The organism is Deltaproteobacteria bacterium HGW-Deltaproteobacteria-6, assembly GCA_002840435.1.
Taxonomy (GTDB): Bacteria; Desulfobacterota; Syntrophia; order Syntrophales; family Smithellaceae; genus UBA8904.
Genome location: PHAT01000002.1, coordinates 39,977 through 66,544, shown reverse-complemented (window position 1 = coordinate 66,544; position 26,568 = coordinate 39,977). Strand labels below are relative to the sequence as shown.

Here is a 26,568-nt window from a genome sequence, read left to right as displayed (position 1 = left end):
CATGTCACAAGGAGGATGAAGGGTATGGGGTTTCAGAAAAAAAATAATTCCGCGAACACACGGCCGGGACGGTTGATCTCAACGGTCCTGCTGCTGATGATGATATTGGCTGTTTTTTCTTTTGCATCCTGTCAGAAGGAAAAAAAAGCGGAGCCGGAACGGCAGGTGAATGTGCGCGTCTGGCCTGCTGAAATAAAAAGAGTTCAGCCGTATCTTGAAACAACGGGAACCCTGAAAGCGGATGAAGAAGTAACGATCAGTTCGGAAGTCGACGGCCTGATTAAAAAAATTCATGTGGAAGAAGGAACCTCCGTCGGCGTCAGAACACTTCTGGTGGAAATCAATGAAACCGATTATCAGCTGGACTGGAAAAGATCCGAAGCAGCGCTGAAACAGGCCCAGGCTTCTGGGGCCAATGCGAATGCCGAATACAGGAGGAAGGAAGCTCTGTTCAAGGAAGAACTGATTACCAAACAACAATTTGATGATATCGTCACAAGAGTTGCTCTGGCGGAAGCGGAACTGGACAGGGCCAAAGCAACCCTGGCCATCTCCCGCGAAAAACTGATCCGGACGAGAATTTATTCACCGCTTGTCGGCGCGGTCAAGGAAAAGAAAGTATCCGTCGGCGATTATGTCCGCAACGGCACGCCCCTTCTGCAGTTGATTAAGATCAATGCGCTGAAGCTCAGTTTTACCATCAGCGAGAAAGATGTTGCCGGTTTGAAAACAGGACAGGAAGTTGTTTTTTCAGTCGATGCTTTCCCGGGCAGACAATTCAGAGGCAAGGTCAGTTTGCTTTATCCGAATGTGGAAGAGCGCACGCGGACGCTTCAGGCGGAGGCCCTTGTGCCCAATGCCGATCATCTGCTGAAGCCGGGATACTTTGCCCGGGTGCAAATCAATACCCAGGCGGCGCGGGATGTTGTGGTCATCCCCATCACATCGCTTCTGTATGACGCCGCCACAATCCGTGTCTTTGTCGTCAACGGGAATAAAGCGCAGGAAAGGGTGATTAAAACAGGCAACAAATACGGCGAATATATAGAAATCAGAGAAGGCCTCAAAGAAAAAGAACAGGTTGTTGTTGTCGGCCAGAACAATTTATCGGAAGGGGTGAAGGTCCATGTGGCTCGCTGATACCTCTGTTAAACGACCGGTTTTCGCCACGATGGTGATCATGGCCCTGGTGGTGCTGGGCCTGGTCAGTTATCCGTCCATCGGCGTTGATCTTTTGCCGAAGATTGATTTTCCCATCGTCACCGTCAGGACGGAGCTGAAAGGCGCCAGTCCCGACGTAATGGATGTGGATGTCGCTGATCGCATTGAAGGCGCCGTCAATACCATTAATGGAATCAAAAGCATCACATCAACAAGTTACGAAGGCGTATCGCTTACCACCATTGAATTTGTCCTGGAGAGAAATATCGACCAGGCTGTTCAGGATGTGCGCGAAAAAGTGTCCGGAATCCGGAACAAATTGCCCCCCGATATTGACGAGCCCAAGATTGCCAAAGTGGATCCCGACGCCACGCCGATTTTGTTTATCAATCTTTCCGGAACCCGTTCCGTACGCGATCTTTCCACCTACGCGGATGAAGTGCTCAAAGAGCAGCTTCAGCGCATCAATGGCGTGGGAGACGTGATCTTCTATGGTCAGCGGCTGCGCCAGGTGCGCATCTGGCTTTCTGCCGCAAAAATGCAGGCCTACCAGATAGCCCCAAGCGACGTGGTTGTGGCCCTGAAGCGTGAAAATATCGAGTTGCCGGGCGGCCGGATTGAAACAAAAACCAAAGAATATACCGTCCGGATCAAGGGGGAGTTCGCCAAGATTCCGGATTTCAACGACTTGATCATCAGTTATTACAAAGGCGCGCCGGTGCGGGTCCGCGATATCGGCCGGGCGGAAGACGGCATGGAAGAAAAACGATCCCTGTCGCGTTTCAACAGGGTTCCTGCCGTCGGCATGGCGATTCAGAAACAATCGGGGACCAACACGGTGGAAGTGGCCGATCGCGTCAAAAAGGAAGTGGAGCGCATTAATAAGACACTGCCTCCCGGAATGAAAATCAACACCGCCGTGGATCAGTCGCTTTTTATTGTCCGTTCGATTAAGGAAGTGCAGTTTCATTTAATTATCGGCAGTCTTTTTGCCATTCTGGCTGTCTTTATCTTTCTGAAAAATATGCGCACAACGCTCATCAGCGCGGTAGCCCTGCCCGTTTCCGTCATCTCGACCTTCGCGCTGATTAACGCTTTCGGTTTTACGTTCAACAACATGACCATGCTGGCGCTGTCGCTCTCGGTGGGCCTGTTGATTGATGACGCCATTATTGTTATTGAAAACATTTACCGGCATGTGGAAGAAGGCATGGAACCACGGGAAGCGGCAACCTTCGGCACATCGGAAATCGGACTGGCCGTTATGGCCACAACGTTCGCCATCGTCGGCATATTTCTGCCCGTCGCCTTCATGAAAGGCATCATCGGCCGCTTTTTCCTGCAGTTTGCCCTGACGATTGTTTTTGCCGTAATGGTTTCCCTTCTGGTATCCTTTACGCTGACGCCGATGATGGCGTCGATTTTCCTCAAGTCGCATAAAAAATCCATACCCAATCCTCTGGCCGCAAACACGGGCGGCAGGAAGAACCTCTGGACGAGAATCAGCGATTATGCCGAACATTATTACGGCAAGCTGGAGTTATTTTACCGCGCAACGCTGGAATTTACACTGGGGTACCGTAAAACCGTGCTGGCAGGCGCCTTGATGATTTTTATTTTAAGTATCGGTCTGACGAAATTCATCGGAAAGGAATTCACACCGCCTGAAGATCAGGGTGTATTTATTGTTCGCATGGAAGCACCGATTGATTATTCCGTTGATCAGATCGAACAGTATCTGGGAAAAACGGAAGCCATCATGCAGGAAATCCCGGGCGTCAAATCCGTCTTTTACGTTCAGGGATACGGAGGGTATGCCAATCGCGCCAGGATGATGATCAACCTGACGCCCAAAGCGCAGCGTAAAAACAGCCAGGAAGACATTAAGAAAATAGCGCGAACGAAACTGCGGGAAATTCCGGGATTGAAAGTCTCCGCCGAAGATCTTTCAGTTGTCGGCGGCGGCATCAGGAATGTGCCGATTCAATACAGCATCCGCGGTCAGGACCTTGGCGCCATGCAGAACTATGCCAAGCAGATCACGTCCGAGTTTTCCAAGCTGCCGGGAATCGTGGATGTGGATACGTCGCTGGAAGTCGGCAAGCCGGAATTCAAGGTTTACATCGACCGCGACCGGGCAGCCGCTTTGGGCGTGGATGTGGCCACGGTTGCCGAGGCCATCAACCTGCTGATCAGCGGCGAATTGGACATCGCGAGATACAAGGACGAACTCAAGGGAAAACGGTACGATATCCGGGTCCGGCTCAATCCGGAAGACCGGGAAAGTTCAAGGAGCATGCAGCGTATTTTCGTGCGCGCCCGCGATGGAAAGCTGGTGGAGCTGGCTAACGTGGTTAAAGTAGAGGAAGGCACCGGCCCCAGCGTCATCAACCGTGTTGACCGGCAAAGGGCCATTACCATATTCGCTTCGCTGGAAGGAAAACCACTGGGACAGGCGAAAGGTGAGCTCGATGCCATTGCCGGTAAAATTCTGCCTTCCGATTATTTACCCAAATATCAGGGCATGGCTGATACGATGAGCGAATCTTTCGGTTATCTGCTTTTTGCCCTGATGCTGGGCATCATCATGGCTTACATGATTCTGGCATCGCAATTTGAAAGTTTTGTTCATCCGATCACCGTGCTGCTTTCCATGCCGTTGTCTTTTGTCGGCGCTTTCGGCGCCCTGTTTATCACCGGCAAGACCCTGAACATTTTCAGCTTTATCGGTTTGATTCTGCTGATGGGTCTGGTAAAGAAAAATGCCATCCTGCTGGTAGACTATACCAATGTTTTGCGGGGCCGGGGCACGGCGCGCCGTGAAGCGATCCTTCAGGCGGGACCCGTCCGGATGCGGCCGATTCTCATGACGACGTTTGCGATGGTTTTCGGCATGCTGCCGATTGCTCTCGGCGTCGGAGAAGGGGCGGAAACACGCGCCCCGATGGGTATCGCGGTGATTGGCGGACTCCTCACATCACTGGTTTTGACCTTGATCGTTATTCCGTCCGCCTACGATATTTTTGATGACTGGCAGGAAAAATTCAAACACAGAAAAAGCAAAAAAGCGGAACTTGCTGAAAAACCACCGGCGCAGTAGTCCGCAGCTTGCTGCGGACTACTGCGCCCCCCTTTTACGGGACCATTCGGCCGCAGGCTTTGTTTACGCTATGCGTTCAGAATCAGAGTTTTTAGAAAATAACGTATGGATGCTCCTGGAGGTGCCAGAATGAAAATGTTTTTTGTTGTTTATGCCGAATCCTCCGATGAAATCATCACAGCAGCCTTTAAAAAAGCCGGTTACAAATCTTATACAAAAATGCATGGTGCGACGGGCGAAGGCCGGGAAAGCGAACCCAAACTGGACACGCATTACTGGCCCGGCAGAAACAATACCCTTTTACTGGGGGTGCCGGATGATGAGATTCAGAAGCTTGTCGAACTCGCGAAGAAGCTGAAGGAAGCGCATCCACGCGCCGGCCTGAGGGCGTTTACCTTTCCTCTGGAAGAATGTATTTAACGTTCGCGCATGGTGATGTTATGGCTAATCAGAAAAATACCCGCAGACAAAAAGACATCTCACGGCTGCTGCGCGAAAAGAAATTTAATCCGCCCGAGCGGCTGAAAAAGGACAATCCGTTTCCGGCAAAAAAACGCAGCAAGCAGTAGAAGGGCCATAAACGTCAATTTATATTCTTGCTCAGACAAATATATTGTCCAGAAATATTAGATTTATGAAACACTTGGTAATTAAGTGTTTGTAGAAAATATCCACAAAATGTTGTTTACGCAGACTCAGCAATCACCGTCCCCCCCTTGTTTTTATCAAATCGACAACTTTTGATAATAACCCTGCTAAATGTTAGTTAATACCTGCATAATTATTAAAATTCATGGTCAGAATAGATCTCATCAAACAAATGCTGCAACACTGCAAGTAAATCGAGCTACAAGAGAAACAACAAACTTCAAAGCTAAATATGTGAATAAAATGTTTGACTTAACTAAATTGAACATTGACAATTCTCAATGATTATGTAAAATTTTGCCTGTCAAGCGCAATTTCAGCAGATTTTTATAAAAAGAAAAAATGAATATTTTAATTTATACCCCTGAATGTGTTATTAAAAAATCGTCATCAGAATTCAAGCAGCCATTTTATCGTATAATACTTTCATAAAGTAGATACCAAAAGGAGAATGAAGATGAAATCCAGATTTTGCATCATTTTAACCTTTATTTTGATAATTATTTCTTTTAGTTCCGCAAATGCTCAGAATGGTTGGAAAACTTTTACAAATAAAGAGCAATTATTATATGATGTCGAAAACTTTAGAGAACAAAATATTTTGCAAACGGATAAAACCGAAGAAATAGCAAGGGAAAGCAATAAACTTCTTAGAGAATCAATAGAAAAAAACCGAGCATGGGATGAGTTGTATTTCAGTTATGTATCCCAACTCCAAGACACTAATGAAAGACTGCTGAGATACAAATCACTCCTCGATAGGAAAATTCAAATTATTCGAGTATTGAAACAAATTGACGAAACAATAGATAGCGTAAGAGAAATTTATAAAAATCGATTAAAGGCCATTCCAACAGGCTATCTTCTTCTTTCAAAGACCAATGCCGATATTTTTAAAGAATCTAGAAAAGATATTAACCGAAAACTTGATAAATCATCTAAACACTTCTTAAGTGAAAACTATATGCCATCTTTTATCACAGGTGACACAACAGTAAAACAGCTCAAGGTTGTCAGCGATATTATAAGGGCGACAGAAGCCGGCAGGGTTGAGTCTTTTGAAACAGATCCCGTAACACAAATGTCAAGTGACCTTAAAGACTTTTATATGCTTCAGCAATACAGGATATATCCTGAATTCGCAAAAGTCAGCCATACTGATAAAACTGATCAGAAAAATACAACAAAGACCGATCTTGGAACATTCTCTGCAAAAGTCTTGCTAGATCCTGACAAAGGAGAAATGATCGATAAATTTACTGCAGATAATGTCAAAAATAAAGAGTCTATCAAGAATATGTACAAGCAGACTCAAGACTACAATTTAAGACAGCTCCAACTCCTGACTGAAATAGATCACGACTATCAAAATAATATTGGGCAAGCAATATCAAAGAAAAATAAAGCAAAAAACAAACTTGATGAAATTGATAATGAATTAGAAAGCTCATATAAAGATGTCACAATTAAATCTCTTCATGAGGACAGAACCAAGGCTGAGAACATGCTGGTTAATCATGTTCGGGAAAGGGAAATGATTCTTCTTACTGTTCAAAGTGAGGTATCGCAAAGCGAGGATCCCGTGAAAGATTTATTTAAAAAAATGGCGAAAGGCGGTTATGAAGACCTTTTGATGCGGGCAGAGCAATTAAAATCATACAAGTTTTTTGTTGTTGTAGATCATGTCCTGCGGAGCGAAGAGGCCAGTACTTTTTATTCTAAGGCTGTACCTGTTGCCTATAATATCCCTATTGTAAGAATTTCATACCGGCCAGGAGAGGGCGGAATATTAAGATGTGGCGTTCTTTTAGGCTTAAAGGTTAAGTTTTCTGGAGCTGTCATTCCCGTTGAAGATCCAGAAAAGGAACAAAAGCTAATGGCTAACGCCCGTAAGGCTTTTATTTTAAAAAAGTATGATGAAGCCATCAATTATGCAACGGAGTTAATTATGATAGATTCTAAAAATGTAAAGGCAATGAAAATACTAGCACTATCATATACTAAAATGGACAACAATAACAAGGCATGTGATGTCTATCGAAAGATGCTTGAACTGAATCCTAGAGATGTGGAAGCCCAAGAAGGCCTTCAGAAAACCTGCAATTGAAGAAAAAGATAGAGCATTATTCATTGCCGCTTTAAAATTTGATAGGCAAGTTCGATTTGCTCCATGCCATTTATTGCTGATGAATATTCAAATTTGTTTAACTCTACCCTCGGATTGATCTTTTTTATACTGGGATGTTTCATAATGGCACCCGCTAAGGTGGGTTCTATATCGTTTCTATAATTTACTTGCATCATCCTTGCACTTTTCAAGCCAGCTAGGATATCTATATCCATTATAAAGTCGGTTGTTGTCCCAAAGATTGTTTCCAATAAATCAAATCCAGAGACTACCACTGAATCCTTTCGTTCAACCAGCCTATACCGCCCTTCGCATTCAATTGCTCGTGTAATTTTTGAGAGCGATTGTCCTTGTACTGAATCTTTAATATTCCATATTCCCTTATAGGTATTATAATCATAAACAGCTTCAACTAAAAATCCATCATAATTAGGAAGCGGGTCACCAATACGGCAGCTAAACGCATTTCTGGGCACGATAAAATCTTTATTCTGAATGGCCTTCAACTCGTCGGTTAGAGGTTTAATGTCTTTAATAAAAGCATCAAATATCACTAATGCTTTTTCCCTGTTTTGTGAAGGGTCATTTACATCAAAAGGGTGTTTTGATATGATTTTTTCACTTAATTTGGAAATATCAATTTGAATCTTCTTCGCTCGTTCTAGAAATAGTGATAATTGATTATCGTTTGATGGGGAAGGCTCAGTAGCCTGTGTCGTAGGTGGTGATGAAACTTTTGGAGGTAGTGGTGGGTTACGCGGAGTTACTACCGTCGGAACTGGCTGGTTATTTGAAGATACAGCCAGAAATTGAACATTTATTGTCTTTAATACTGTTGCATTGTCAGTCTTAATTATATTGACCGAAATGCCATAACCTCGTTTGTCCGCTAGTTCATTTAGACTTCCAGTGATGACTAAATCCGCAAATATTTGTCTGCCAAAATTTGCAGATATTTGGGGATCTGCCAATTGTATCGGCTTAATATTTTTTTCCACAAGCTGCTGCTTAATATTTATCTCTTTGTCCATATTTAATATGTTGTATTTATAGAAAATAGACTGGGACACAAGATATTGGCTAAGCTTTGACGTTAAATATTCTCCGTCACTATTTACTATTCCTCTGGAGGTACAAAAATCAATAATAACTATATCTTTCTTGTTAGCTATTGTTTCACCTTTTATCCCCTCAATTATCTTTGTAGACAAATTTTTAATATCAATATTAAAATCACTTATATTTGCATTTGAATTATATTGAGCCAGTGATATGCTCACATTACATATGGTTATAAGATAGATTATAATAGTGATGGTAAAATAAGTAATGTTTATTTTTCTCCCCATGATAATCCTCTCTTATTATAATAAGATGGAATTATTTAACTTAATCAGGAGATATTGTCAATGGTTTGTAAATTGCTGCCAGAAATTTAATCCGCCCGAGCGGCTGAAAAAGGACAATCCGTTTCCGGCAAAAAAACGCAGCAAGCAGGCAACAGCTGATTGCAGCCTCTTTTTGAAACAGGGTTACCCGATATCTGTGCGTTAGACCCGATACGAACATAAAAGGCGAGGAAATAAAATGAATAAAATCTTGAAGTATGGATTGCTCACACTTATTGCTGCCGCTGCCCTGCTGGTGGCATTTTACGTCCTTTTCCCGGAATCGGTGTTCAAGATAGCGATTGATGCTCAGCGGCGCGCGGCCGATCTCGCCAAGAAGGAAGTCCAGGTCGACAATCACAGGATCGTTTACCTGGAAGGAGGAAAAGGAGAAACCGTCATCCTCCTTCACGGATTCGGCAGCAACAAGGACAGCTGGCCCATGTTCGCTAAATATTTGAAAGGCTACCATTTGATCATACCCGACATTCCCGGTTTCGGTGAAAGCTCGCAGGTGCCCGCGGACCATTACGGCATGGAAAGCCAGGTGGCGCGCATCAACCGGTTTGTGGAGGCGCTTAAACTTGATAAATTCCATATGGCGGGAAATTCAATGGGAGGCGCTCTTGCCGCAAGCTACGCAGCAAAACACACACAGAGAGTTCTGACGCTTGCCCTCCTGGCCCCGGCCGGCGTGCCGTCGCAGAAGAAAAGCGAGTTTGTCATCCAAATTGAAAAAGGCAGGAATCTCCTGCTGGTCAGCAACGCGAAGGATTACGACGATCTTCTGGCGTTGATCTTTGTAAAACCACCCCCCATCCCCGCGCCTTTTAAGAAAATATTTGCGGCCTATATGGCCGAGCACAATGCGTTTGACAGGAAAATATGGAAAGACTGGCAGCCTGAAAAATTCTCACTCGCCCCGGCCCTGCCGCTCATTTCGTCACCGGTCCTGATTATATGGGGAGAGCAGGACAAACTTGTAAATGTGGAAGGCGTTCCATTCCTGGAAAAGCATCTGAAAACTTCCAGATCAGTGATTTTGAAAGATACGGGTCATACCCCGATGATCGAAAAGCCCGAAGAAACGGCAAAGCCTTATCTAAACTTCCTGAAGGAGAAAAGATGAAGATTCTCCGGAAACGTATTGAGCCGCTCTTAAATACCGAAATAAACGAGCTCATTATGCTCCGAAAGCACCGCTCAACTGGCCGCAGGCGGCAAGGATATCGCTGCCCTTGCTTTTACGAAGCATGGTGGTGAAGTGCCGGTCAAGCAGGATTTGCTGAAAGGCTTCCACGTCTTTTGCGGACGGTGACTTATAAGGTGATCCGGGATATTCATTAAAGACAATCAGGTTCAATTTGCAGCGCTGATCCTTCAAGAGCCGGGCCAGCTTTTCCGCGTCCGCCCGGGATGAATTCACGCCGTCAATGAGAATATATTCAAAAGTGAGCAGACGCCGTCCGGGCATGGGGTATTTTTTACAGGCGGCAAGCAGCGCGGCAAGCGGATACTTTTTATTGACCGGCATGAGCAGATTCCGGGTTTCATCATCAGAGGCGTTTAGCGATACGGCCAGATTGATGCAGATGTCTTTGCCCAGCTGGATGATTTGCGGCGCAAGCCCGCAGGTGGAAACCGTTATCCGGCGGTTGGACATCCCCAGACCGAAATCGCAGGTAAGGATCCGGATCGACTTGACCGTACTTGCGAAGTTAGCCAGCGGCTCTCCCATACCCATCATGACGATGTTGTTGATGCCCGCGCCATCCGGCGTTTTGTGCTTCAGGGTAATCAGCTGCCCGACGATTTCCGCGGGCGTCAGGTTACGCTTAAAGCCCTGGCGTGCCGTCAGGCAAAATTCACACCCCATCGCGCAGCCGGCCTGCGTCGATAAGCAAATCGTCCAATGGCTTTTCCCGGGGATTAAAACGCTTTCGATGAAAAGGCCGTCCTCCAGCCGCAGCAGCGCTTTTTGCGTGCCGTCCTGCGATTTCTGAATTTTGACAATTTCCGGCCGGTAAATCCGCGCATTGGCGGAGAGCTTTCCCCGGAAATCACGCGACAAGGTCGTCATGGTGTCAAAAGATGTACAGCCTGTCTGATGCAGCCATTTCATGATCTGGCGGGCGCGAAACTTTTCCTTGCCGGAAGAGGAGATAAACGCTTCCATCTCCTCGAGGGTAAAATCCAGCAGATTGGGCAATAAATTAGTCATTAATTATTTTCTTCAGTGTCTCCGCGATGGCATCGATGAATTCTTCCGTATTCACTTTTCTGTTGGAAGCTCTCTTTTCGGCCAAAAGCAGCAGGTCGCCGGTCATGATGCCGCCCTCCACCGTTTCCAGCGCCGCTTTTTCAACCTGATCGGCGAATCTGACAACATCCGGTGTTCCATCCAGTTCACCGCGTTTGCGCAAACCGCCGGTCCAGGCAAAAATCAACGCCATCGAATTGCTGGAGGTCTCTTCGCCTTTCAGATGTTTGTAGTAATGCTTCTGCACCGTGCCATGCGCGGCTTCATATTCAAACCAGCCGTTGGGGGAAACCAGCACGGAGGTCATCATGGCGAGCGATCCGCTGGCGGAAGCAATCATGTCCGACAGCACATCGCCGTCATAGTTTTTCAGCGCCCACAGCATGCCGCCTTCCGTTTTCATAATGCGCGCGACCGCGTCGTCGATCAGCGTGAAGAAATATTCAATGCCGGCGGCTGCAAATTTATCTTTCCAGTTATTTTCAAATTCCCGGTCAAAAATATCGCGGAAGCCCGCATCATATATTTTGGAAATGGTATCCTTCGTGGAAAACCACACATCAATTTTCTCGGCGAGCGCGTAGGTGAAACACGCCCGGGCAAAACTCAGAATCGATTGCTCCAGGTTATGGTTGATCTGAACGATGCCTGCCGACGGAAAATCCTGCACCAGAGATGTTTGCGGCTTGCCGCCGTCGGCGGGCGTGAAAACGACTTCCAGCTTTCCGGCCTGCGGAATGCTCAGCTCAAAATTATTATAAACGTCGCCATACGCGTGGCGGCCGATGGTAATCGGTTTTTTCCACGCCGAAACTCCCGGCTGGATATTATTGACCAGGATGGGCTTCCGGAAAACCGTTCCGTCCAGCAGGGCGCGGATCGTGCCGTTGGGACTTTTCCATGCTTTTTTTAAATTGTATTCCTTCACCCGGTCTTCATTGGGAGTGATCGTGGCGCATTTAATGCCGACGCCGTATTTTTGAATCGCGCGGGCGGCGTCAAACGTCACCTGATCATCCGTATCGTCACGATGCTTAACGTGCAGATCGTAATAATCAATATCCATATCCAGATAAGGCAGCAGCAGTTTGTCTTTCACCATCTGCCACATGATGCGGGTCATTTCATCGCCGTCCATTTCGACAAGCGTTGTTTTCACTTTGATTTTTTTCGTCATGTAAAAATATTACTCCATCTCATTTATTATTTTTTATTTTTGACTGCGGACGTTGAGCGCACCGCCGGCCAGGATGATTTGTTTTTGTCTTGACGACAAAGAACAGCTTACCTCAAATATTGTTCCCCTGGTCTTGTTTTGCACGACCGGATTTCTACCTTCCATCACGGCGGCTCTCAGCGCGGGGATTTCCAGATCATCGCCTTCTGTGACGGTGTCATAGTCCCTTTCATTAAGGAAGGTCAAAGGCAGGATGCCGAAGTTGATCAGATTGGCGGCATGAATTCTTTCCAGCGATTTGGCGATGATCGCGCGCACACCCAGATACATGGGGCAGATGGCGGCATGTTCGCGCGATGAGCCTTGGCCATAGGAAAGGCCGGCCACAATGATGTTGTGCTTTCCTGCTTCTTTTTGCGCCATGGCCCGCCGGGCAAAGGAGTCATCCACATTTTCAAAAACAAATTCGGAATATTTGGGAATATTCGAGCGGTATTTCATCCGCGCTCCGGCAGGAATAATATGATCCGTCGTGATCTTATCCCCGACCTTAATCGTAACCTTGCCGGAAATAACATCAGGCAGCGCTGAATTGGCGGGCGGAGCGCCGATGTTCGGTCCGCGATAGATTTCCATATTGTTGCCGGCGTTTTCCGGACGGATCATCATACTGTCGTCAATGACCAGATCCCCGGGCATCGCAACCTGCGGATAGTCCATCCGGAGGTCCCGCGGATCGGTAAAACGGCCGGTGATGACGGCTGCCGCCGCCGTTTCAGGACTGACCAGATAGACATCAGCGTCCATCGTTCCCGATCGTCCCAGAAAGTTGCGGTTTGACGTGCGCAGGGATACCGCGCCGGATTTCGGGCTCTGGCTGTTGCCGATGCAGAATCCGCAGGCGTTTTCCATCAGCCTTGCGCCTGACGCGATAAGAGAGGCGAGATAGCCGTCCCGGGCAAGGTTGTCCAGCACCTGCCGGGACCCCGGCGCTAAAATAAAACTGACATCGGGATGAGCCACGCGTCCTTCGAGAATCTTTGCCACGGTCACCAGATCTTTATACGAAGAATTGGTGCAGCTGCCCAGACAGACCTGATCCACGGCAATTTCCTTCATACTGCGCACGGTGCCGATATTTTCCGGGCTGTGCGGTTTAGCCGTCATCGGTTCAAGCGCGGATAAATCAATATCGACAATTTTTGCGTAGGCCGCATCGTCGTCCGCCCTCAGTTCAATAAAATCGGCTTCTCTTTTTTGCGAGGCAAGAAAAATCCGGGTCAGTTCGTCGCCGGGGAAAATTGAAGTCGTCACGCCGCACTCCGCCCCCATATTGGTGATGGTAGCGCGTTCCGGAACGCTGAGCGATGCGACCCCTTCTCCGCCATACTCAAAAACGGTTCCGACATTGCCTTTCGTTGTGAAAATTTCCAATACTTTAAGGATCACATCTTTCGCGGAAACCCAGGGCTGCAGACGACCGCTGAGATTGATTTTAATGACGGAAGGGCACGTGAGGTAAAACGGTTCACCGGCCATAGCCAGCGCCACATCAAGGCCGCCCGCGCCGATGGCGATCATGCCCAGCGCGCCGCAGGTGGGTGTATGACTGTCTGATCCAATCAGGGTTTTGCCGGGTTTGCCGAACCGCTCCAGATGGACCTGATGGCAGATGCCGTTGCCGGCGCGTGAAAGCACCACGCCGAATTTCCGGGCGACGCTTTGCAGATAGCGGTGATCGTCCGCGTTTTCAAACCCGATTTGAATCGTATTATGATCGATATAGCTGACGGACAGTTCCGTCTTAACCTTCGGGATATTCATGGCTTCAAACTGCAAATAGGCCATGGTGCCTGTGGCATCCTGCGTAAGGGTTTGATCAATATGGATGCCTATTTCGCAACCGGGCACAAGGTTCCCTGAAACCAGATGCCGGTCGAGAATTTTTTCAACAATGTTTTTTCCCATCAATTCTTCCTTGATACATTCTGATAATATTTAATGCTGCTAATCTTTCGGCAACAGGATAATCGCTATGCGACGATTTTTCGCCCGCCCTTCCGGCGTCGTGTTATCGGCAACCGGTTGATATTCTCCAAAAGCGGTTGCCGAGAGAATCGTCGGATCAATGCCCTGCTGCTGTAAATATTTTGAAACATTAATGGCGCGCGCGGCGGCAAGTTCCCAGTTTGTGGGATACACGCGGGCCAGCTTGCTGGTAATCCGGACATTGTCCGTGTGGCCTTCAATGCGGATATTTTTATCTTTAACAGTCTTCAGAATTTCCACAACCCGGCTGAGAACTTCGATGCCTTCTTTTTTAACTTTTGCTTCTCCGGAATCAAACAAAATTTTATCGACGACATCCATGGTCAATTTACCCTTGAGCTCTTTGATGGTAATCTGCCCCTGGGCTATTTCACCCTTCATTTCATTTAAGAGTTCCCGATAGGTATTGCTGGCTTTTTCCACTTCCTGCGTTTTTTTTGTTACCTGAGACACGTTTTGCTTAAGTTTGTTGTTTTCCGCTTCCAGGATTGCCACAGCACCGGTGAGGTCTTCATTTTGCCCGGTTAACGATTTTATTTGCTCTTTCAAATTTTTGTTTACCGTTTCGAGAGCGGCCGCCTGTTTGGTCATTTGATCCGCTTCATCCGCTTTTTTCAGATACTTGCTTTCCGCGACCAGGCAACCGCTGCATAGAAAAGCCAGCATAAAAATGTTTAAAAAGACAGCTGCTGTTCTTTTCATAAAATCCTCCTTATAAAATTGCCAAGTTAGTCGTCATTGATCAATGTAAACGAACACGCCGGTAAGGTTAACTTCATATAATAAACTGATGGGATAATCAACCGGCAAAAACACAAAAAAAGAGGCGTCACAGCCCCTTTTTCTGAAGATATGTTTTATAGCAGGGACAAATCAGGTACCGCCGTTCTCATCCAGACCTTTAACGCGAACAGCCCGTTGAAATCTCTTTTGAAAATAGGGCTGATCCAGACTGTCAATGCGTACGGATTTTCCCCGGTAAGACGCGTGAACAAATTCATTATTGCCGATATAAATGCCGACGTGGCCGATGGGTTTTCTGGTCCGGAAGAAAACCAGGTCACCCTCAACCAGTTCATTGCGGTCAACCCGAACGCCAACGTGTGACTGCTCGCTTGCGGTGCGCGGCAGGGAGATGTTGAATAATTCGTACATTTTCCGGACAAACGCGGAACAATCAATTCCTTTTACGGTGGCGCCGCCCAGGCGGTAAGGCGCCCCCAGGAAACCGGTGGAGACTTTAATAAACAATTTTCTTTCATCCACGCTGCCCCACTTGCCTAAAAGCTCTTCACTGGCCTGGTTCTCACAGGCAATGCTGCTGCCGGCTTCGGGAGAAGCAACTTCCTCTTCCTCGCCTAATAACTCTTCATCTTCATCCCCCGCAGAGGCGGAGGTCGCGGATGGCTTTGCTCTTGCTAAAATGAGGACGCGGCCGGCGCGCAGTTTTTTCGATTTAATATTATTTAAAGCGGCAATTTGTTTTGCAGGAACGCCTGTTTTTCTTGAAATAGTGGAAAGGGTATCGCCTTTTTTAACTTTGTATGAAGAGGTGGCTTGAGGTAAGGATTTTGATTTTGATTTTAATTTTGATTTTGCTAAAGCGGGAGAATCGGATTTCTTTGGACTGACTTGCAAAACCTGACCGGGTTTCAGTTTGTTACCGGTAAGATTGTTGTCTTTTTTGATATCAGCTACGCTGACACCGAACTTTTTGGAAATGGTGTAAAGGTTTTCACCCTTCTTGACTTTGTATTGGCTGGCATGAGCGCCGGTGTTGAAACAGAATAACAAAAAAAGAACAAAAAATCCCGAGACTACTAAAATCCGCCGTTTCATCATGAAGTACCTCCTTTTTTGCGGGGGGGTCCCATTTTGTTAACGGTGCACAGATTGCAGCCCATTGCCGCTCAGTGTAAATATATCTAAGGATAATTTACTGCACACAGAAAACGAAGTTCTACATAAAAAAGCCTATCACCAGCTTCGTGTTAGTTGACATACTAAAAAACACAGGGACTGTCAAATTTATTTTGCATTCTTTTTTAATGAGGTATAGGAAACGGCAACTGAAAAAAAGGGAAACAATTCATGATGCATCACTGGAAAAAAATATTTTTATGGAGCGTCCTTGCCTTACTGGTTTTTTTCGCAATAGATGTCGGCCGTTATTTTTTCTATCCGAACGTGGCTGATCTCTCGAAGAATCGTCCCGGTAAAACCGCTTTTATGGAGTATCGGGAAGATATGTGGAAGGAAAAAGGCATCAAGAAAAAAATTTCGACATCCTGGGTGCCGCTTTCACAAATATCGCCTTACGCCATGAAGGCGGTTATTATTGCCGAAGATGATAAATTCTGGTCTCACGAAGGTTTTGATTTTGAGGCCATGCAGAAGGCGCTGGAAAAAGATATTAAAAAGAAGAAATTTAAAGCCGGCGGAAGCACGATATCGCAGCAACTGGCAAAAAATTTATATCTGACTCCGGACAAGAACCCGATTCGAAAAATCAAAGAAGCCATCCTGACCTGGCGTATTGAACAGCAACTGAGCAAGAGAAGAATTATGGAACTCTATTTAAATGTTGCCGAGTGGGGAGACGGCATGTTCGGCATCGGGGCGGCCGCGCGTAAATATTACGGCAAATCCGCCGGGGGGCTTGGCCCGCGCGAAGCGGCGGAACTGGCCGCCGCCCTGCCCAATCCAAGGCGCTTTCGACCTGACGGCAGTTCACAATATGCGTCCAACCGCGCGGATAGAATTTATCAGATCATGGTGCGCCGCGGCATTGTCATTGAAGAATACGATGAAGTCCTGGAAGAAAAAGACGACGCCCTTGAAGGGAAAAAAGAGGAAATCCGGGAGTCCGGTGAAAATCCTCAAACCGGCGCATCCGAAGTCATGACGCCCCCCAAAGAAGTACCTTAATGGCCAAGGCGAGGACGCTGCCCCCGGTCCCGACCGGTTTTCTTATTCTTTTATATTCTTTGGCGTCAAATGTTCAGGCACCTGGACCGCGACCACTTCTCCGGTCGCGCAGACCTTGCCGCCCGCGATGAGACGCGCCTCCACAATCACCTTGCGTCCCTTGATTTCTCTGGCCTTCGCGCGGATTTCCAGAGGGCCGCCCATCGGAGTGGGCAAAAGGTAATTGACATGCAGCGACGCGGTCACAAAACGAAGAGCCGGCTCGGCGCCCATTTCGCGGTTTTCGGCGTGGTATTTGGCGGCGGCCGCCGTGCCCATGGAGTGACAGTCGATCAGCGACGCGATCAACCCGCCATAGACATGTCCGGGCGCCCCGCCCGTGTAACGGGCTTCGGGCGTGTGAATACAGACGGCTTCTTCACCATCCCAGTAACTCTTGATCTGCATGCCATGCTCGTTGAGACGGCCGCAGCCGTAACAGTGGCTGAAATGGTCCGGGTAGTAATCCTGAAAAGCTTTTTTTGTCATCCGATCTCCTTATTGACGGCACGTCTTCAATAGATTCGATTATACACCATTGACCCGTTTCGTCAACTATTGTACCGGATACCGGCAGCCGGCAAACGCTGTTTCCTGCGCCGGGAAGAATATAAAGGATCAGGGTAAGTTTTATTCAGAGGCCATCCGCTGACGGATGAGCTTTTTCACATACACTTCTTCCCGCTCCATTTCCTCAATGCGATCGGTGATGTATTTTCTGGCTTCCTCATGCTGGGGAATGAAAATCTTCTCCAGGGCATTCACCCGGCGCTGCACTTTCTTCAACTCCCGCGAAAGCATCATGATGGACTTGGTCATGGTTGCGTATTCAGCAAGGATCAGCAGCGTCTTTCGGGATAGATCTTTTGCTTCATCATAAGTGGCGGAGGTTTGCTGCAGCGTAAAAACAGCATGAGGCTTTTTGAGAGCAAGCCTGATCACCGGCATTTTCAGCCCCATGAGTTTGGTAAAGTCCATACGGAGGAAATAGCTTCTCACTTCCGAGCAACTCTGCAAGGTCATGGCATCTGCCCCCACATCCACAGCCGCCTTGCGATAGGATGCATAGAGTTCATTTAAAACCTGCTGAAAATCCGCCTCAATCCTGCGGATTTCATCAATCTTCCGGACAATCTCAATAGCCAGAATCTCACGTTTCTGGTTGAGCAGGTCGTATCCCTCATAAGCGAAAGAAAGATCTTCCTTAAGCTTCCTGAGCGATGATTTTGTGGGCGGCAATTCTATTTTCGGCATTATGAACCCTGGGCCTCCGGCATATAGTATTGCTGGATATCCTCCCTCGCGATGCGGTACAGTTCGTCGCGGGGCAAAAGCGAGAGCATGCGCCAGCCGATATCCAGCGTTTGCTCGATGGAACGGTTTTCCTCATAAGCCTGTCGTAAAAATATCTCCTCAAAAGCCGTTCCAAATTTCAGATAAATTTTATCGAGGTCGGAAAGCTCCTCTTCCCCGACAATCGCAGCCAGCGCTCTGATGCGCTTGACTTTCGCGTAGGAAGCAAAAAGCTGAGCGGCCACCTGGCCGTGGTCTTTGCGTGTCCGTCCGACGCCTATGCCATCTTTCATCAGCCGCGATAGCGACGGCAATCCGGCAATCGGCGGATAGATGCCCTTGTTGAAAAGCGCCCGTTCCAGAACAATCTGCCCCTCGGTAATGTATCCGGTCAAGTCCGGCACGGGATGCGAAATGTCGTCGCTCGGCATCGTGAGGATCGGCACCTGCGTAATGGACCCCTTCCCCCCTTTGAGCCGCCCGGCACGTTCATAGACGGAAGCCAGGTCGCTGTAAAGATAGCCCGGATAGCCTTTCCGCGAAGGAATCTCGCCGCGTGAACTGGACAATTCACGGAGCGCTTCGCAGTAATTCGTCATATCGGTCAGGATGACCAGAACATGCATCCCTTCCTCAAAGGCCAGATACTCCGCCAGCGTCAGCGCCGTGCGCGGCGTGACCAGGCGTTCAATGGACGGCGAATCGGCCAGGCTTAAGAATATGGCGGAGTGCGTGAGCACGCCCGACTCTTCCAGGGAATCGATAAAAAATCTCGCCACGTCGAACTTTACACCCATGGCGGCGAAGATGACGGTAAATTCTTCCTCGGCGGTCAGAATCCTCGCCTGGCGGGCGATCTGGGCGGCAATGCGGTTGTGCGGCATGCCGCTGCCCGAGAAGATCGGGAGCTTCTGGCCGCGGATGAGTGTGTTCATCCCGTCAATCGCCGAGATACCCGTCTGAATAAAGTCCCGGGGATACTCCCGGCTCCAGGGATTGATCGGCAGGCCGTTGACATTCATCATCCGGTCGGTAATCACCTGCGGGGCGCCGTCGATGGGCCGGCCCAGGCCATCGAAGACCCTGCCCAGCATATCGCGGTCCACGGGAATCTCAAGGGCCTTTCCCACAAAAGTTACCCTTGTACCTTTCACCGAAAGCCCGCTGGTTCCTTCAAACACCTGAACGACGGCTCTTTGTTCATCAACCTCCAATGTCTGGCCGATTCTTATTTCCCCCGAGGCGTCCCGGATTTCCACGATATCGCCGTAACCAACCCCTTTGATGCCGTCGACAAAGATCAGCGGGCCGGAGATTCCTGACAGGTTTGAATATTCAATTTCCGCGGACATTTTACACTCCTCCTGACGGCGCTTTGAGCGAAGCCAGTTTCTGCTCCAGCATTCTCTGATACTCGTCGATCTTTCCGATATCCTGATTGGAAATTTCGGATTTCAGCCGCACGATCCGGGCGACAACATCCAGCGCGGCAATATCTTTCACGGTTATTCCCGCATGCACCTGCTCCAGGCCTTTTTTATAAAGGCTGAGCAGGCACGCCAGGATTTTGATCTGCTTGGCCGGAGAGCAGAACTTGTCCTGAGGATCGAAAGAGTTCTGCTGCAGGAAGGCGTTCTTGACGGCTTCAGCGCAGAAAAGAATGTATTGTTCAGCGGGCGGCAGCGCGTCGCTTCCAACCAGTTTCACCACCTGCTCGAGCCTGTGATCTTCCAGCAGAATATTCATGACTTCATTTCTCGTGGTGAGCCATTCCGGGTCGAGGGTCTTCCACCAGTCCTCGATGTCGGAGAGATATTCGGTATAGCTGTCGATCCAGCTGATGGACGGATAGTGCCGCGCGTCAGCCAGCGTTTTGTCCAGAGCCCAGAAGCACCTTACAAACCTGGATGTATGCTGGGTGACGGGTTCCGAGAAATCACCGCCGGGGGGAGACACAGCCCCGATGATGGTGATGTCCCCTTCCTTACCCGACAGCGTTTCGACCAGACCCGCCCGTTCATAAAATTCGGCCAGCCGCGTCGCCAGATAAGGAGGAAATCCTTCCTCCGCGGGCATGTCCCCCAGACGGCTGGCGAGCTCCCGCAGGGCCTCCGCCCAGCGCGACGTGGAGTCGGCCATGACGGCCACACTGTATCCCATGTCACGGTAATATTCCGCGATGGTCACGCCGGTGTAGATACTGACCTCACGCGCGGGCACCGGCATGTTGGAGGTGTTGGCAATCATGACCGTGCGTTCGATCAGCGGCCTGCCGTTTCTTTCATCAACCAGTTTCGGAAAGTCCGTCAGAACGTCCGTCATCTCATTGCCGCGCTCCCCGCAGCCGATGTAGATGATGATATCGGCATTACACCACTTCGCCAACGCATGCTGCGTCATGGTCTTCCCCGTTCCAAATCCGCCGGGGATGGCCGCCGTGCCCCCGCGGGCAATGGGGAAAAAGGTATCGATAACTCTCTGCCCCGTAATCAGGGGAAGGGAAGGCTTCTTTCTGCTTTTATTGGGGCGCGGTTTGCGAACCGGCCAGTAAGCGGCAAGCTTACCGTTAAAGATAATTTTCCCCGTGTCCACCACGTAGATATCATCCTCGATCGTGTAGGCGCCGGCCGGGGCGATGCGGGTCAGTTTGCCGGAAATACCGGGAGGAACAAGCACCCGGTGCAGAACCAGCGGGCTCTCCTGAATTTCGCCGACAACACTTCCCTCCCTGACCTCCGCTCCGGATTCCATCAGCGGTTTAAAATCCCACTTCTTCGCCGTATCCAGAGGAGAGAGTTTTATCCCCTTCCGGATATAACTTCCGCACATCTCGGAGATACCGACCAGAGGCCGCTGAATGCCGTCATAGATGCTGGCAATCAGTCCCGGTCCCAGAAGAACGGAAAGCGGCCGGCCGTAGGAAAGCACTTCGTCGCCCGGCTTCAGCCCCGTGTTGTCTTCATATACCTGAATGATGGCAACATCTTCAGCAAGCCGGATCACTTCACCGATGAGCCGGTCGGGCCCCACTTCGGCGATATCGAACATTCTTATCCCGGACAGTCCGACCGCCTTGACAATCGGGCCGTTTACCGCAATCACTTTACCTGTCAATGTTTCGTCCACAGTCACTCCTTAGGATTCCGCCCCGGGAAAATTCTACTTTTTATCATCTCCGGTATGATCGGTCATAACTTTTACGGCCTTCTGGCGGATCAGCAATGCTTTCCGGTAGGATATTCTCTCCAGCGTATGGTTGAAGATGCGGCCCTGGGCCTCATCCAGAACAAGACATCCGCCCCATCCGATCGAGGCATCCGCGTTGATGACAACGGGCTGACTGCCGCGTGCCTTCCGGATGGCCGCCGTAATCTCCTCACCCAGAACAAGGTCTTCCCGCTTCAGCCGCACTTCCACACCGCCGGATATTTGAAGAGCGGCGCTGCAAGCCGCATTCACCAGAAATTGCCTGTAGCGCGGGTTATTTCTGATCCCCTTCATCACCTCTTCCACCGTGCAGTTGATAAATTGTTCCACACTCGTCAGGTTCAGTTTTTTTCTTTCCAGAATGGCTTTGTTTTCCAGGCGGGAAAGCTCCTGATCAATGCGAGCCTGGGTTTCGGCTTCGATCTTTTTACGGAAGCGTTCAATCTCTGCGGCGTAATCCTCATCGAGTCGCCGGATCTCGGCGGTCTCCTTATCTTTGATGGCGGCAATCATTTCTTCCGATTCCCGTTTTATGGAACTTTCGAGTGTTGTATTGTCCATGCCCAATCCTTTAGATGACATTTCGATTTGAAGCTGCCGCCTCGTCGGCGTCACTTCCCGAAGAGGAAGCCGACGACGCAGCCAACAAAGTTAACCGAAGACCGGGAGCGCATCCCGACCAGGGGCGCATTATAAATAGTGCCTACCTTACCGGGAATTTCCGCTGCAAAGCGGAATATTCCAAGCGAAATTGTCATAGCGAGATACCCAATGCCTCCGACACATACCCCATCACCGATCCGCGGAAGCCTTCCCGGTCGTCAATACCGGGAATTTCAACAACCACCGGTGACGGCCTGTTGAGGTTGATCTCCGCAATGCGCTCATCGAGTCCGGAAGCCAGCTCGTTGGTGATCAGGACGATCCCGGCGTCTTTCTTTCTGACAATCTCTTCGAGCACGATTGCGGCCCGGGCGGGAACCGCAACCACTCCTTCCACGCCGGCCAGGCGAAACGCGCTTACCGTATGCATGTCCCCGATCATGTAAATTTTTTCCATAATCAAACACCTCGCAGCAAGCTGCGGCAGTTTAGCATTCTTCCCGCTTAAGCGGGATTACAATTTATTCAAAATCATGATCGCGATAATGAGACCGTAAATGGCAATCCCTTCCGCCAACCCCAGAAAAACCAGGGTTCGCCCCATCAGCTCCGGTTTTTCACTGACCGCCCCGATGGCTGCTGAACCGATTTTGGCCACCGCGTAACCGCTGGCCAGACAGGCGAATCCCACGGCCACTCCCGCTCCGATGTAAGCCAATCCGATCGCGTCGGTGGAAGCTTTCCCCGGACTTCCCTCAGCCGCCCATAACAGCGCCGGAAAAAGGCACAACCCTGCGCATGAAAAAATCCCCCAGGTCAAAAAAGTCAAAAGCTTGTCCCTGATCATCTTACACCTCCGATGTTTTCGCCTTTAATGTAAACGGGGAAAAGACCACCCCGTCTCCTTTGAAAAACCTGCTGAAAAACTCATAGTACTCCAGACGCATGGATTGAATGCCGCAAATCAGGCCTTCAAAACCGATGATGAAAATGTTGCCGAGAATAATGATCATAACGGCACCGGCGGATTTCAGGGAAGGATCAGCCATGCCCGCGAGCGTGTAGGTTACAATGCTCAGGCCCGCGTGGGAAAGCGCGAAGGCGCCCACCCGGATAAAGGAAATCGTGTTGGCAAAAAGCCCCAGGCCAATCTCCACAACTTCCATGACGGTTTCGATGATGTATTCTGAAATACTGTGCGGCTTTGGTTTTTCAAAAAACATCATTCCCAGTACGCCGCGCAGTGAAAAAACCATCAGGGGCAGAAAGATAAAAACACCAACCGCCCAGAACGCCGGGAGCTGACCGGTTCTCTGGTAATTCAGGGCAAATACGACCATAGCGGCATAGAGGGTAAGGATGGCCAGTCCCCGCTTTTCCAGAAGGGCTTCGGTATAATCCGAATTAAGAAAACTGTTGATGATATTGAGGCCAAAACCGATCATGATAAACACCACCCCCATCATGATGGTCATGAAAAACAGACGCATAATATCGCCGGTGGGATGGAACCAGAGGGCGGGCAGAAGATGTTCACTGGAAAAGACGCTGCCATAGAGCAGGCCGCAGACAGCCGCTGAGCCGCCGCAGGCCAGAAGAATCCCGCCCGCCTGCACAAGTTCTTCCCGAAACTTCTTCTGACCGAATCTTCTCAAAATCAGGCCGCACATCATGAGGATCAACCCCTGGCCGAGGTCGCCGAACATGAGGCCGAACATCATCACATAAGTGACGGCGGTAAGGGGCGTGGGATCGAGTTCGCCGGGGGAAGGCATTCCCATGGTTTTCACCAGCAGCTCAAAGGGCCGGAACAAGCGCATGTTTCTCAGGCGAACGGGCGCATCCCGGTCCTGCTCATCGGACACGATAAACCTGCCGCCGCACACGGTCTGCATGATTTCAACAAGCCTTGTTCTTTCTCTTGCATCCATCCATCCGGTGATGAACATCGCCCGGGATGAAAATACGGACATCCGCATGGCCTTGAGCATTTCCTCATAAGCCCGGTAATCAGCGTTCATTTGCCTGAAGGCCTGTCCTTTTTCCTCCTTCAGACGGTTGACATAGGCGGCAAGCGTTTCCACGCGCCGCTTCAGGGCATCGGCACGCTTCGCAAGGGTTGTCAGAGCCACCGGCCGGAGTTCATCGGAATGGTCGGTAAATCCGTTTTCCTTGAGGAACTGAAGCATATCGGCGGCAAAAGCCGGCAAGGCCATGCCGAACACGAAGTGCCCGGTTCTGGCGATCATAAACCGCTCGTAGGACGGAACCTGCCAGTCGGTATTCTCCACCGTTCCGAAAACCGTCCGAAGAATTCTTCCTTTTTTGAATGCTCCGGCATCAATGCCCATGCGCTCAAGCGCTTCGGCGTACTGGATCTCCCGGGTCAGAATTTCCTGCTGCTCACAGATTTTGGCCCGAAGCCTTGCCGTGTACTCCAGCTTTTTTTTCACCGCCCGGGCAAACGCTTCATCCTCAACCGCATTAACCAGCCTGACCTCCGAACCCGCCTCGTCAGGCAAAATATGCAAGGCATTGAGGATATACGTCGTTTCCGACAGGACTTCACGGGTCAGCGCCTCCTCTGCCTGAAGTCCGCCGTCCGTCACGGAATCTCTTTCCTGAAAACGGGCAAGATGGATGAGACCCGCTTTCCCCAGTTCAAGATACACTTCATGATAGAAGGCCTTTTCAAAAGCAATGGTAATTTTCCGGATATCCGATTTTATAAACATATCCGACCTCACGCCTCACAAATCATTCTGTTAATGATCGCGTCTTGGGACATCCCGAAGCGCCGGCCGTCGATTATCCGAAACAGATTCCGGATCTGATAGAAGAGAAGCCAGAGATAGGCGACAACACAGTAAATGGAATGAAAATCCCGATGAAATACGGAGGTGATCCAGGCATAATAATTTTGTTCAAGATGATGTTCGATATTCGCAACAGAGGGTTCCTCCCCCGTGTCCTTGCGCAGTTGTTCAAGATGTTCCGCGAGCGCCTCCTTTTCAAGGCTGACCCGGTACCACACCTTGCCTCCATAAAGTTTGTGAACCTTGTCCATGTAAAATCTGATCCTGTCGTCTTTGAAGCGGTGATTGACCCTGAGCCTGTATGACCAGATCAGGGTCATCACAGCCAGACGTTTGAGCATCATTTCCCGAAACTCCTGCACCGCCGCCCCGGAAAGCAGGTCTCCGGAATGATAGAGGTTCCTGGCTGTACATATATCCAGGTGAATAACCAGCTGCCGGTAACTGGAAATGGTTTTGAAATCATCGTCCAGGTAGATGTCGGCCAAAAGCGATTTGACGTCATCGAGTGACAGCTTTTTCTCAAGCAGCCCTCTGTCCAGAGCGGCAAAGGGACCGATGTCATTCCACTGCTCAAGCGCCTGATGACCTGCTGCTCTGGTCAAAAGAATCCTGGCGTTTTGCGCCTCGTATTGACGGAGATTGGCGATAAAAAACGGCGTGTATTTTTCAAAGGCCTGGGCCAGGTTGACGACCGGGGCAATCTGTTGCCTGAAGAGCGACTCCTTGGCCCGGGTTGGATCCTGAATGTTTGAAATATTGCCCGGCATGCTGGCCGGCTCCCTGATCATCAGGGTGTAGTCCCGAAGCGAGAAGAGGCGGCTTCTCATGGCGTAGATACGCGTGTGTAAATTGGGTTCATCGGCATAATTTCGCATCGTTTTCTAGCCCTCGAGCAGGATGGAAATCATATCTTCTTTGATCGTCTCAGTCAGAATCGGGTCATGAAAAGGATGTTCGCAATCTCTCTGAAAAGCAACAGAGGCTGCCTCGGTTTGTCTTTTGGCTTCCAGAACAGCTTGAGCCAGTCTGTTATTTTCCGTGGAGATAATGTTGGCATGTGCCTGTTCTTTTTCTTTATCCAGGGCAAGCCGATGCGCCTCGATATTTTGCCGGGAGGTTTCCTCGGCCCGTTCGATGTCCCGCGTGGACTCTCTTTCGATCTCTATTATCCGGGCAACCACAGTGTCCATGCAGATCGTCCCTCTCAACGGGAAAAGGGTTTAAAAAAACTTTTCTTCTTTAATAATAGTATAGGGATGCGATTGACGGATGTCAATGAAATAATAGTAAAAACCATGGAAATGCTTGAGAAGGACAGCGGTGATATTGCATCTAAACACCAGTCGTGACTCTATCATTTACTGACTTTTCAACTGTACATCCGCCCCGCGTGGCTTCATCTGCAGAACCATTAATATTTCAGTCGCAGACAAATTTTCTGTTGCGGGTTATCGTTTTTTTGTCACAAACAACACAAAAAATGGTCTAATAAGGGAAAAAGAGAAAATCATGACAAAAAATAAACAAGAGCTGACCAATTAAGGTACATCCTTTCAAATGCAAGGCTTCATAACGGCTGGTTTATCAGAACCAATGAAACGGAATGAAAAGTGGCAGAGAACAACCGTCTGTTTTTCTCTGCCAAGAAAACATCTGTCTCCGGTACTGCTTTTTTTGATCATCATATGATCCATCACAATTTTAAAGCAGAAACAATTGATAAGCTTACCAGGAAGAAATGTTCATAATTATCATTCTGTTACCAATA

At 49.0% G+C, this 26,568-nt stretch carries 23 protein-coding genes; 7 read left to right on the top strand and 16 right to left on the bottom strand.

All coding sequences use genetic code 11. The annotated features are described in order from the left end of the window. Positions 1-15: 15 nt before the first annotated feature. From CVU71_04635 to CVU71_04620, 4 genes are all read left to right on the top strand, one after another. Entirely contained in the window at positions 16-1,140 is a 1,125-nt protein-coding gene (locus CVU71_04635) for a hypothetical protein (GenBank protein PKN19665.1), read from the top strand. Further along, positions 1,127-4,261: an AcrB/AcrD/AcrF family protein gene (locus tag CVU71_04630; GenBank protein ID PKN19664.1), complete on the top strand. Its 3,135-nt coding sequence runs from the start codon at positions 1,127-1,129 to the stop codon at positions 4,259-4,261. The genes CVU71_04635 and CVU71_04630 overlap by 14 nt, the downstream gene beginning before the upstream one ends. A 129-nt stretch (positions 4,262-4,390) precedes the next feature. After that, positions 4,391-4,681, top strand: coding sequence for a hypothetical protein (locus CVU71_04625; GenBank protein PKN19663.1), 291 nt, complete (start codon positions 4,391-4,393; stop codon positions 4,679-4,681). Positions 4,682-5,366: 685 nt separating this feature from the next. Beyond that, positions 5,367-7,016 carry a hypothetical protein gene (locus tag CVU71_04620; GenBank protein ID PKN19662.1) on the top strand — a complete coding sequence of 550 codons (1,650 nt, stop codon included), beginning with the start codon at positions 5,367-5,369 and terminating at the stop codon, positions 7,014-7,016. Positions 7,017-7,036: 20 nt separating this feature from the next. Here CVU71_04620 and CVU71_04615 read toward each other — a convergent pair whose 3' ends face one another. After that, a complete protein-coding gene (locus CVU71_04615) occupies positions 7,037-8,386 on the bottom strand; it encodes a hypothetical protein (protein ID PKN19661.1) in 1,350 nt (449 codons plus the stop codon). Between CVU71_04615 and CVU71_04610 the strand changes: the two genes are divergently transcribed. Then, positions 8,367-8,591 (top strand): hypothetical protein, encoded by a 225-nt coding sequence (locus tag CVU71_04610; GenBank protein ID PKN19660.1) that lies wholly within the window; start codon positions 8,367-8,369, stop codon positions 8,589-8,591. The genes CVU71_04615 and CVU71_04610 overlap by 20 nt on opposite strands. 33 nt (positions 8,592-8,624) lie before the next feature. Then, entirely contained in the window at positions 8,625-9,554 is a 930-nt protein-coding gene (locus CVU71_04605; GenBank protein ID PKN19659.1) for an alpha/beta hydrolase, read from the top strand. Positions 9,555-9,608: 54 nt separating this feature from the next. Here CVU71_04605 and rlmN read toward each other — a convergent pair whose 3' ends face one another. The 5 genes from rlmN to CVU71_04580 form a co-directional block, all read right to left on the bottom strand. Further along, the gene (rlmN, locus tag CVU71_04600) at positions 9,609-10,646 is read right to left on the bottom strand and encodes a 23S rRNA (adenine(2503)-C(2))-methyltransferase RlmN (protein ID PKN19658.1); all 1,038 of its coding nucleotides are present in this window, start codon (positions 10,644-10,646) and stop codon (positions 9,609-9,611) included. Next, positions 10,639-11,862 (bottom strand): isocitrate dehydrogenase (NADP(+)), encoded by a 1,224-nt coding sequence (locus tag CVU71_04595; GenBank protein PKN19657.1) that lies wholly within the window; start codon positions 11,860-11,862, stop codon positions 10,639-10,641. The genes rlmN and CVU71_04595 overlap by 8 nt, the downstream gene beginning before the upstream one ends. A 33-nt stretch (positions 11,863-11,895) precedes the next feature. Then, positions 11,896-13,830, bottom strand: coding sequence for an aconitate hydratase (locus CVU71_04590; protein ID PKN19656.1), 1,935 nt, complete (start codon positions 13,828-13,830; stop codon positions 11,896-11,898). 39 nt (positions 13,831-13,869) lie between these two features. Further along, on the bottom strand, positions 13,870-14,613 hold the full coding sequence (locus CVU71_04585; GenBank protein ID PKN19655.1) for a chemotaxis protein MotB: 744 nt from the start codon (positions 14,611-14,613) through the stop codon (positions 13,870-13,872). Between the two features lie 171 nt (positions 14,614-14,784). Next, positions 14,785-15,753 carry a hypothetical protein gene (locus CVU71_04580; GenBank protein PKN19654.1) on the bottom strand — a complete coding sequence of 323 codons (969 nt, stop codon included), beginning with the start codon at positions 15,751-15,753 and terminating at the stop codon, positions 14,785-14,787. Between the two features lie 252 nt (positions 15,754-16,005). Here CVU71_04580 and CVU71_04575 point away from each other — a divergent pair, with 252 nt between their 5' ends. Next, entirely contained in the window at positions 16,006-16,839 is an 834-nt protein-coding gene (locus CVU71_04575; GenBank protein ID PKN20073.1) for a monofunctional biosynthetic peptidoglycan transglycosylase, read from the top strand. A 42-nt stretch (positions 16,840-16,881) separates the two neighbouring features. Here the strand turns inward: CVU71_04575 and CVU71_04570 are convergent, their stop codons facing one another. The 10 genes from CVU71_04570 to CVU71_04525 form a co-directional block, all read right to left on the bottom strand. After that, positions 16,882-17,367 (bottom strand): thioesterase, encoded by a 486-nt coding sequence (locus CVU71_04570; GenBank protein PKN19653.1) that lies wholly within the window; start codon positions 17,365-17,367, stop codon positions 16,882-16,884. Positions 17,368-17,508: 141 nt separating this feature from the next. Further along, positions 17,509-18,132, bottom strand: coding sequence for a hypothetical protein (locus tag CVU71_04565; protein PKN19652.1), 624 nt, complete (start codon positions 18,130-18,132; stop codon positions 17,509-17,511). After that, on the bottom strand, positions 18,132-19,523 hold the full coding sequence (locus CVU71_04560; protein ID PKN19651.1) for a V-type ATP synthase subunit B: 1,392 nt from the start codon (positions 19,521-19,523) through the stop codon (positions 18,132-18,134). Before CVU71_04560 ends, CVU71_04565 begins: the two co-directional genes overlap by 1 nt. Before the next feature lies 1 nt (position 19,524). Then, positions 19,525-21,297: a V-type ATP synthase subunit A gene (locus CVU71_04555; GenBank protein ID PKN19650.1), complete on the bottom strand. Its 1,773-nt coding sequence runs from the start codon at positions 21,295-21,297 to the stop codon at positions 19,525-19,527. 33 nt (positions 21,298-21,330) lie between these two features. After that, complete coding sequence (locus CVU71_04550) at positions 21,331-21,939, bottom strand: hypothetical protein (GenBank protein PKN19649.1); 609 nt, start codon at positions 21,937-21,939, stop codon at positions 21,331-21,333. A gap of 193 nt (positions 21,940-22,132) precedes the next feature. Next, positions 22,133-22,438: a hypothetical protein gene (locus CVU71_04545; protein ID PKN19648.1), complete on the bottom strand. Its 306-nt coding sequence runs from the start codon at positions 22,436-22,438 to the stop codon at positions 22,133-22,135. A 57-nt stretch (positions 22,439-22,495) separates the two neighbouring features. After that, positions 22,496-22,828, bottom strand: a complete 333-nt coding sequence (locus CVU71_04540; GenBank protein ID PKN19647.1) for an ATPase — start codon at positions 22,826-22,828, stop codon at positions 22,496-22,498. 1 nt (position 22,829) lies between these two features. Next, entirely contained in the window at positions 22,830-24,716 is a 1,887-nt protein-coding gene (locus CVU71_04535) for a hypothetical protein (protein ID PKN19646.1), read from the bottom strand. 8 nt (positions 24,717-24,724) lie between these two features. Continuing rightward, positions 24,725-25,675, bottom strand: a complete 951-nt coding sequence (locus CVU71_04530; protein ID PKN19645.1) for a hypothetical protein — start codon at positions 25,673-25,675, stop codon at positions 24,725-24,727. Positions 25,676-25,681: 6 nt separating this feature from the next. Beyond that, a complete protein-coding gene (locus CVU71_04525; protein PKN19644.1) occupies positions 25,682-25,990 on the bottom strand; it encodes a hypothetical protein in 309 nt (102 codons plus the stop codon). Positions 25,991-26,568: the final 578 nt, after the last annotated feature.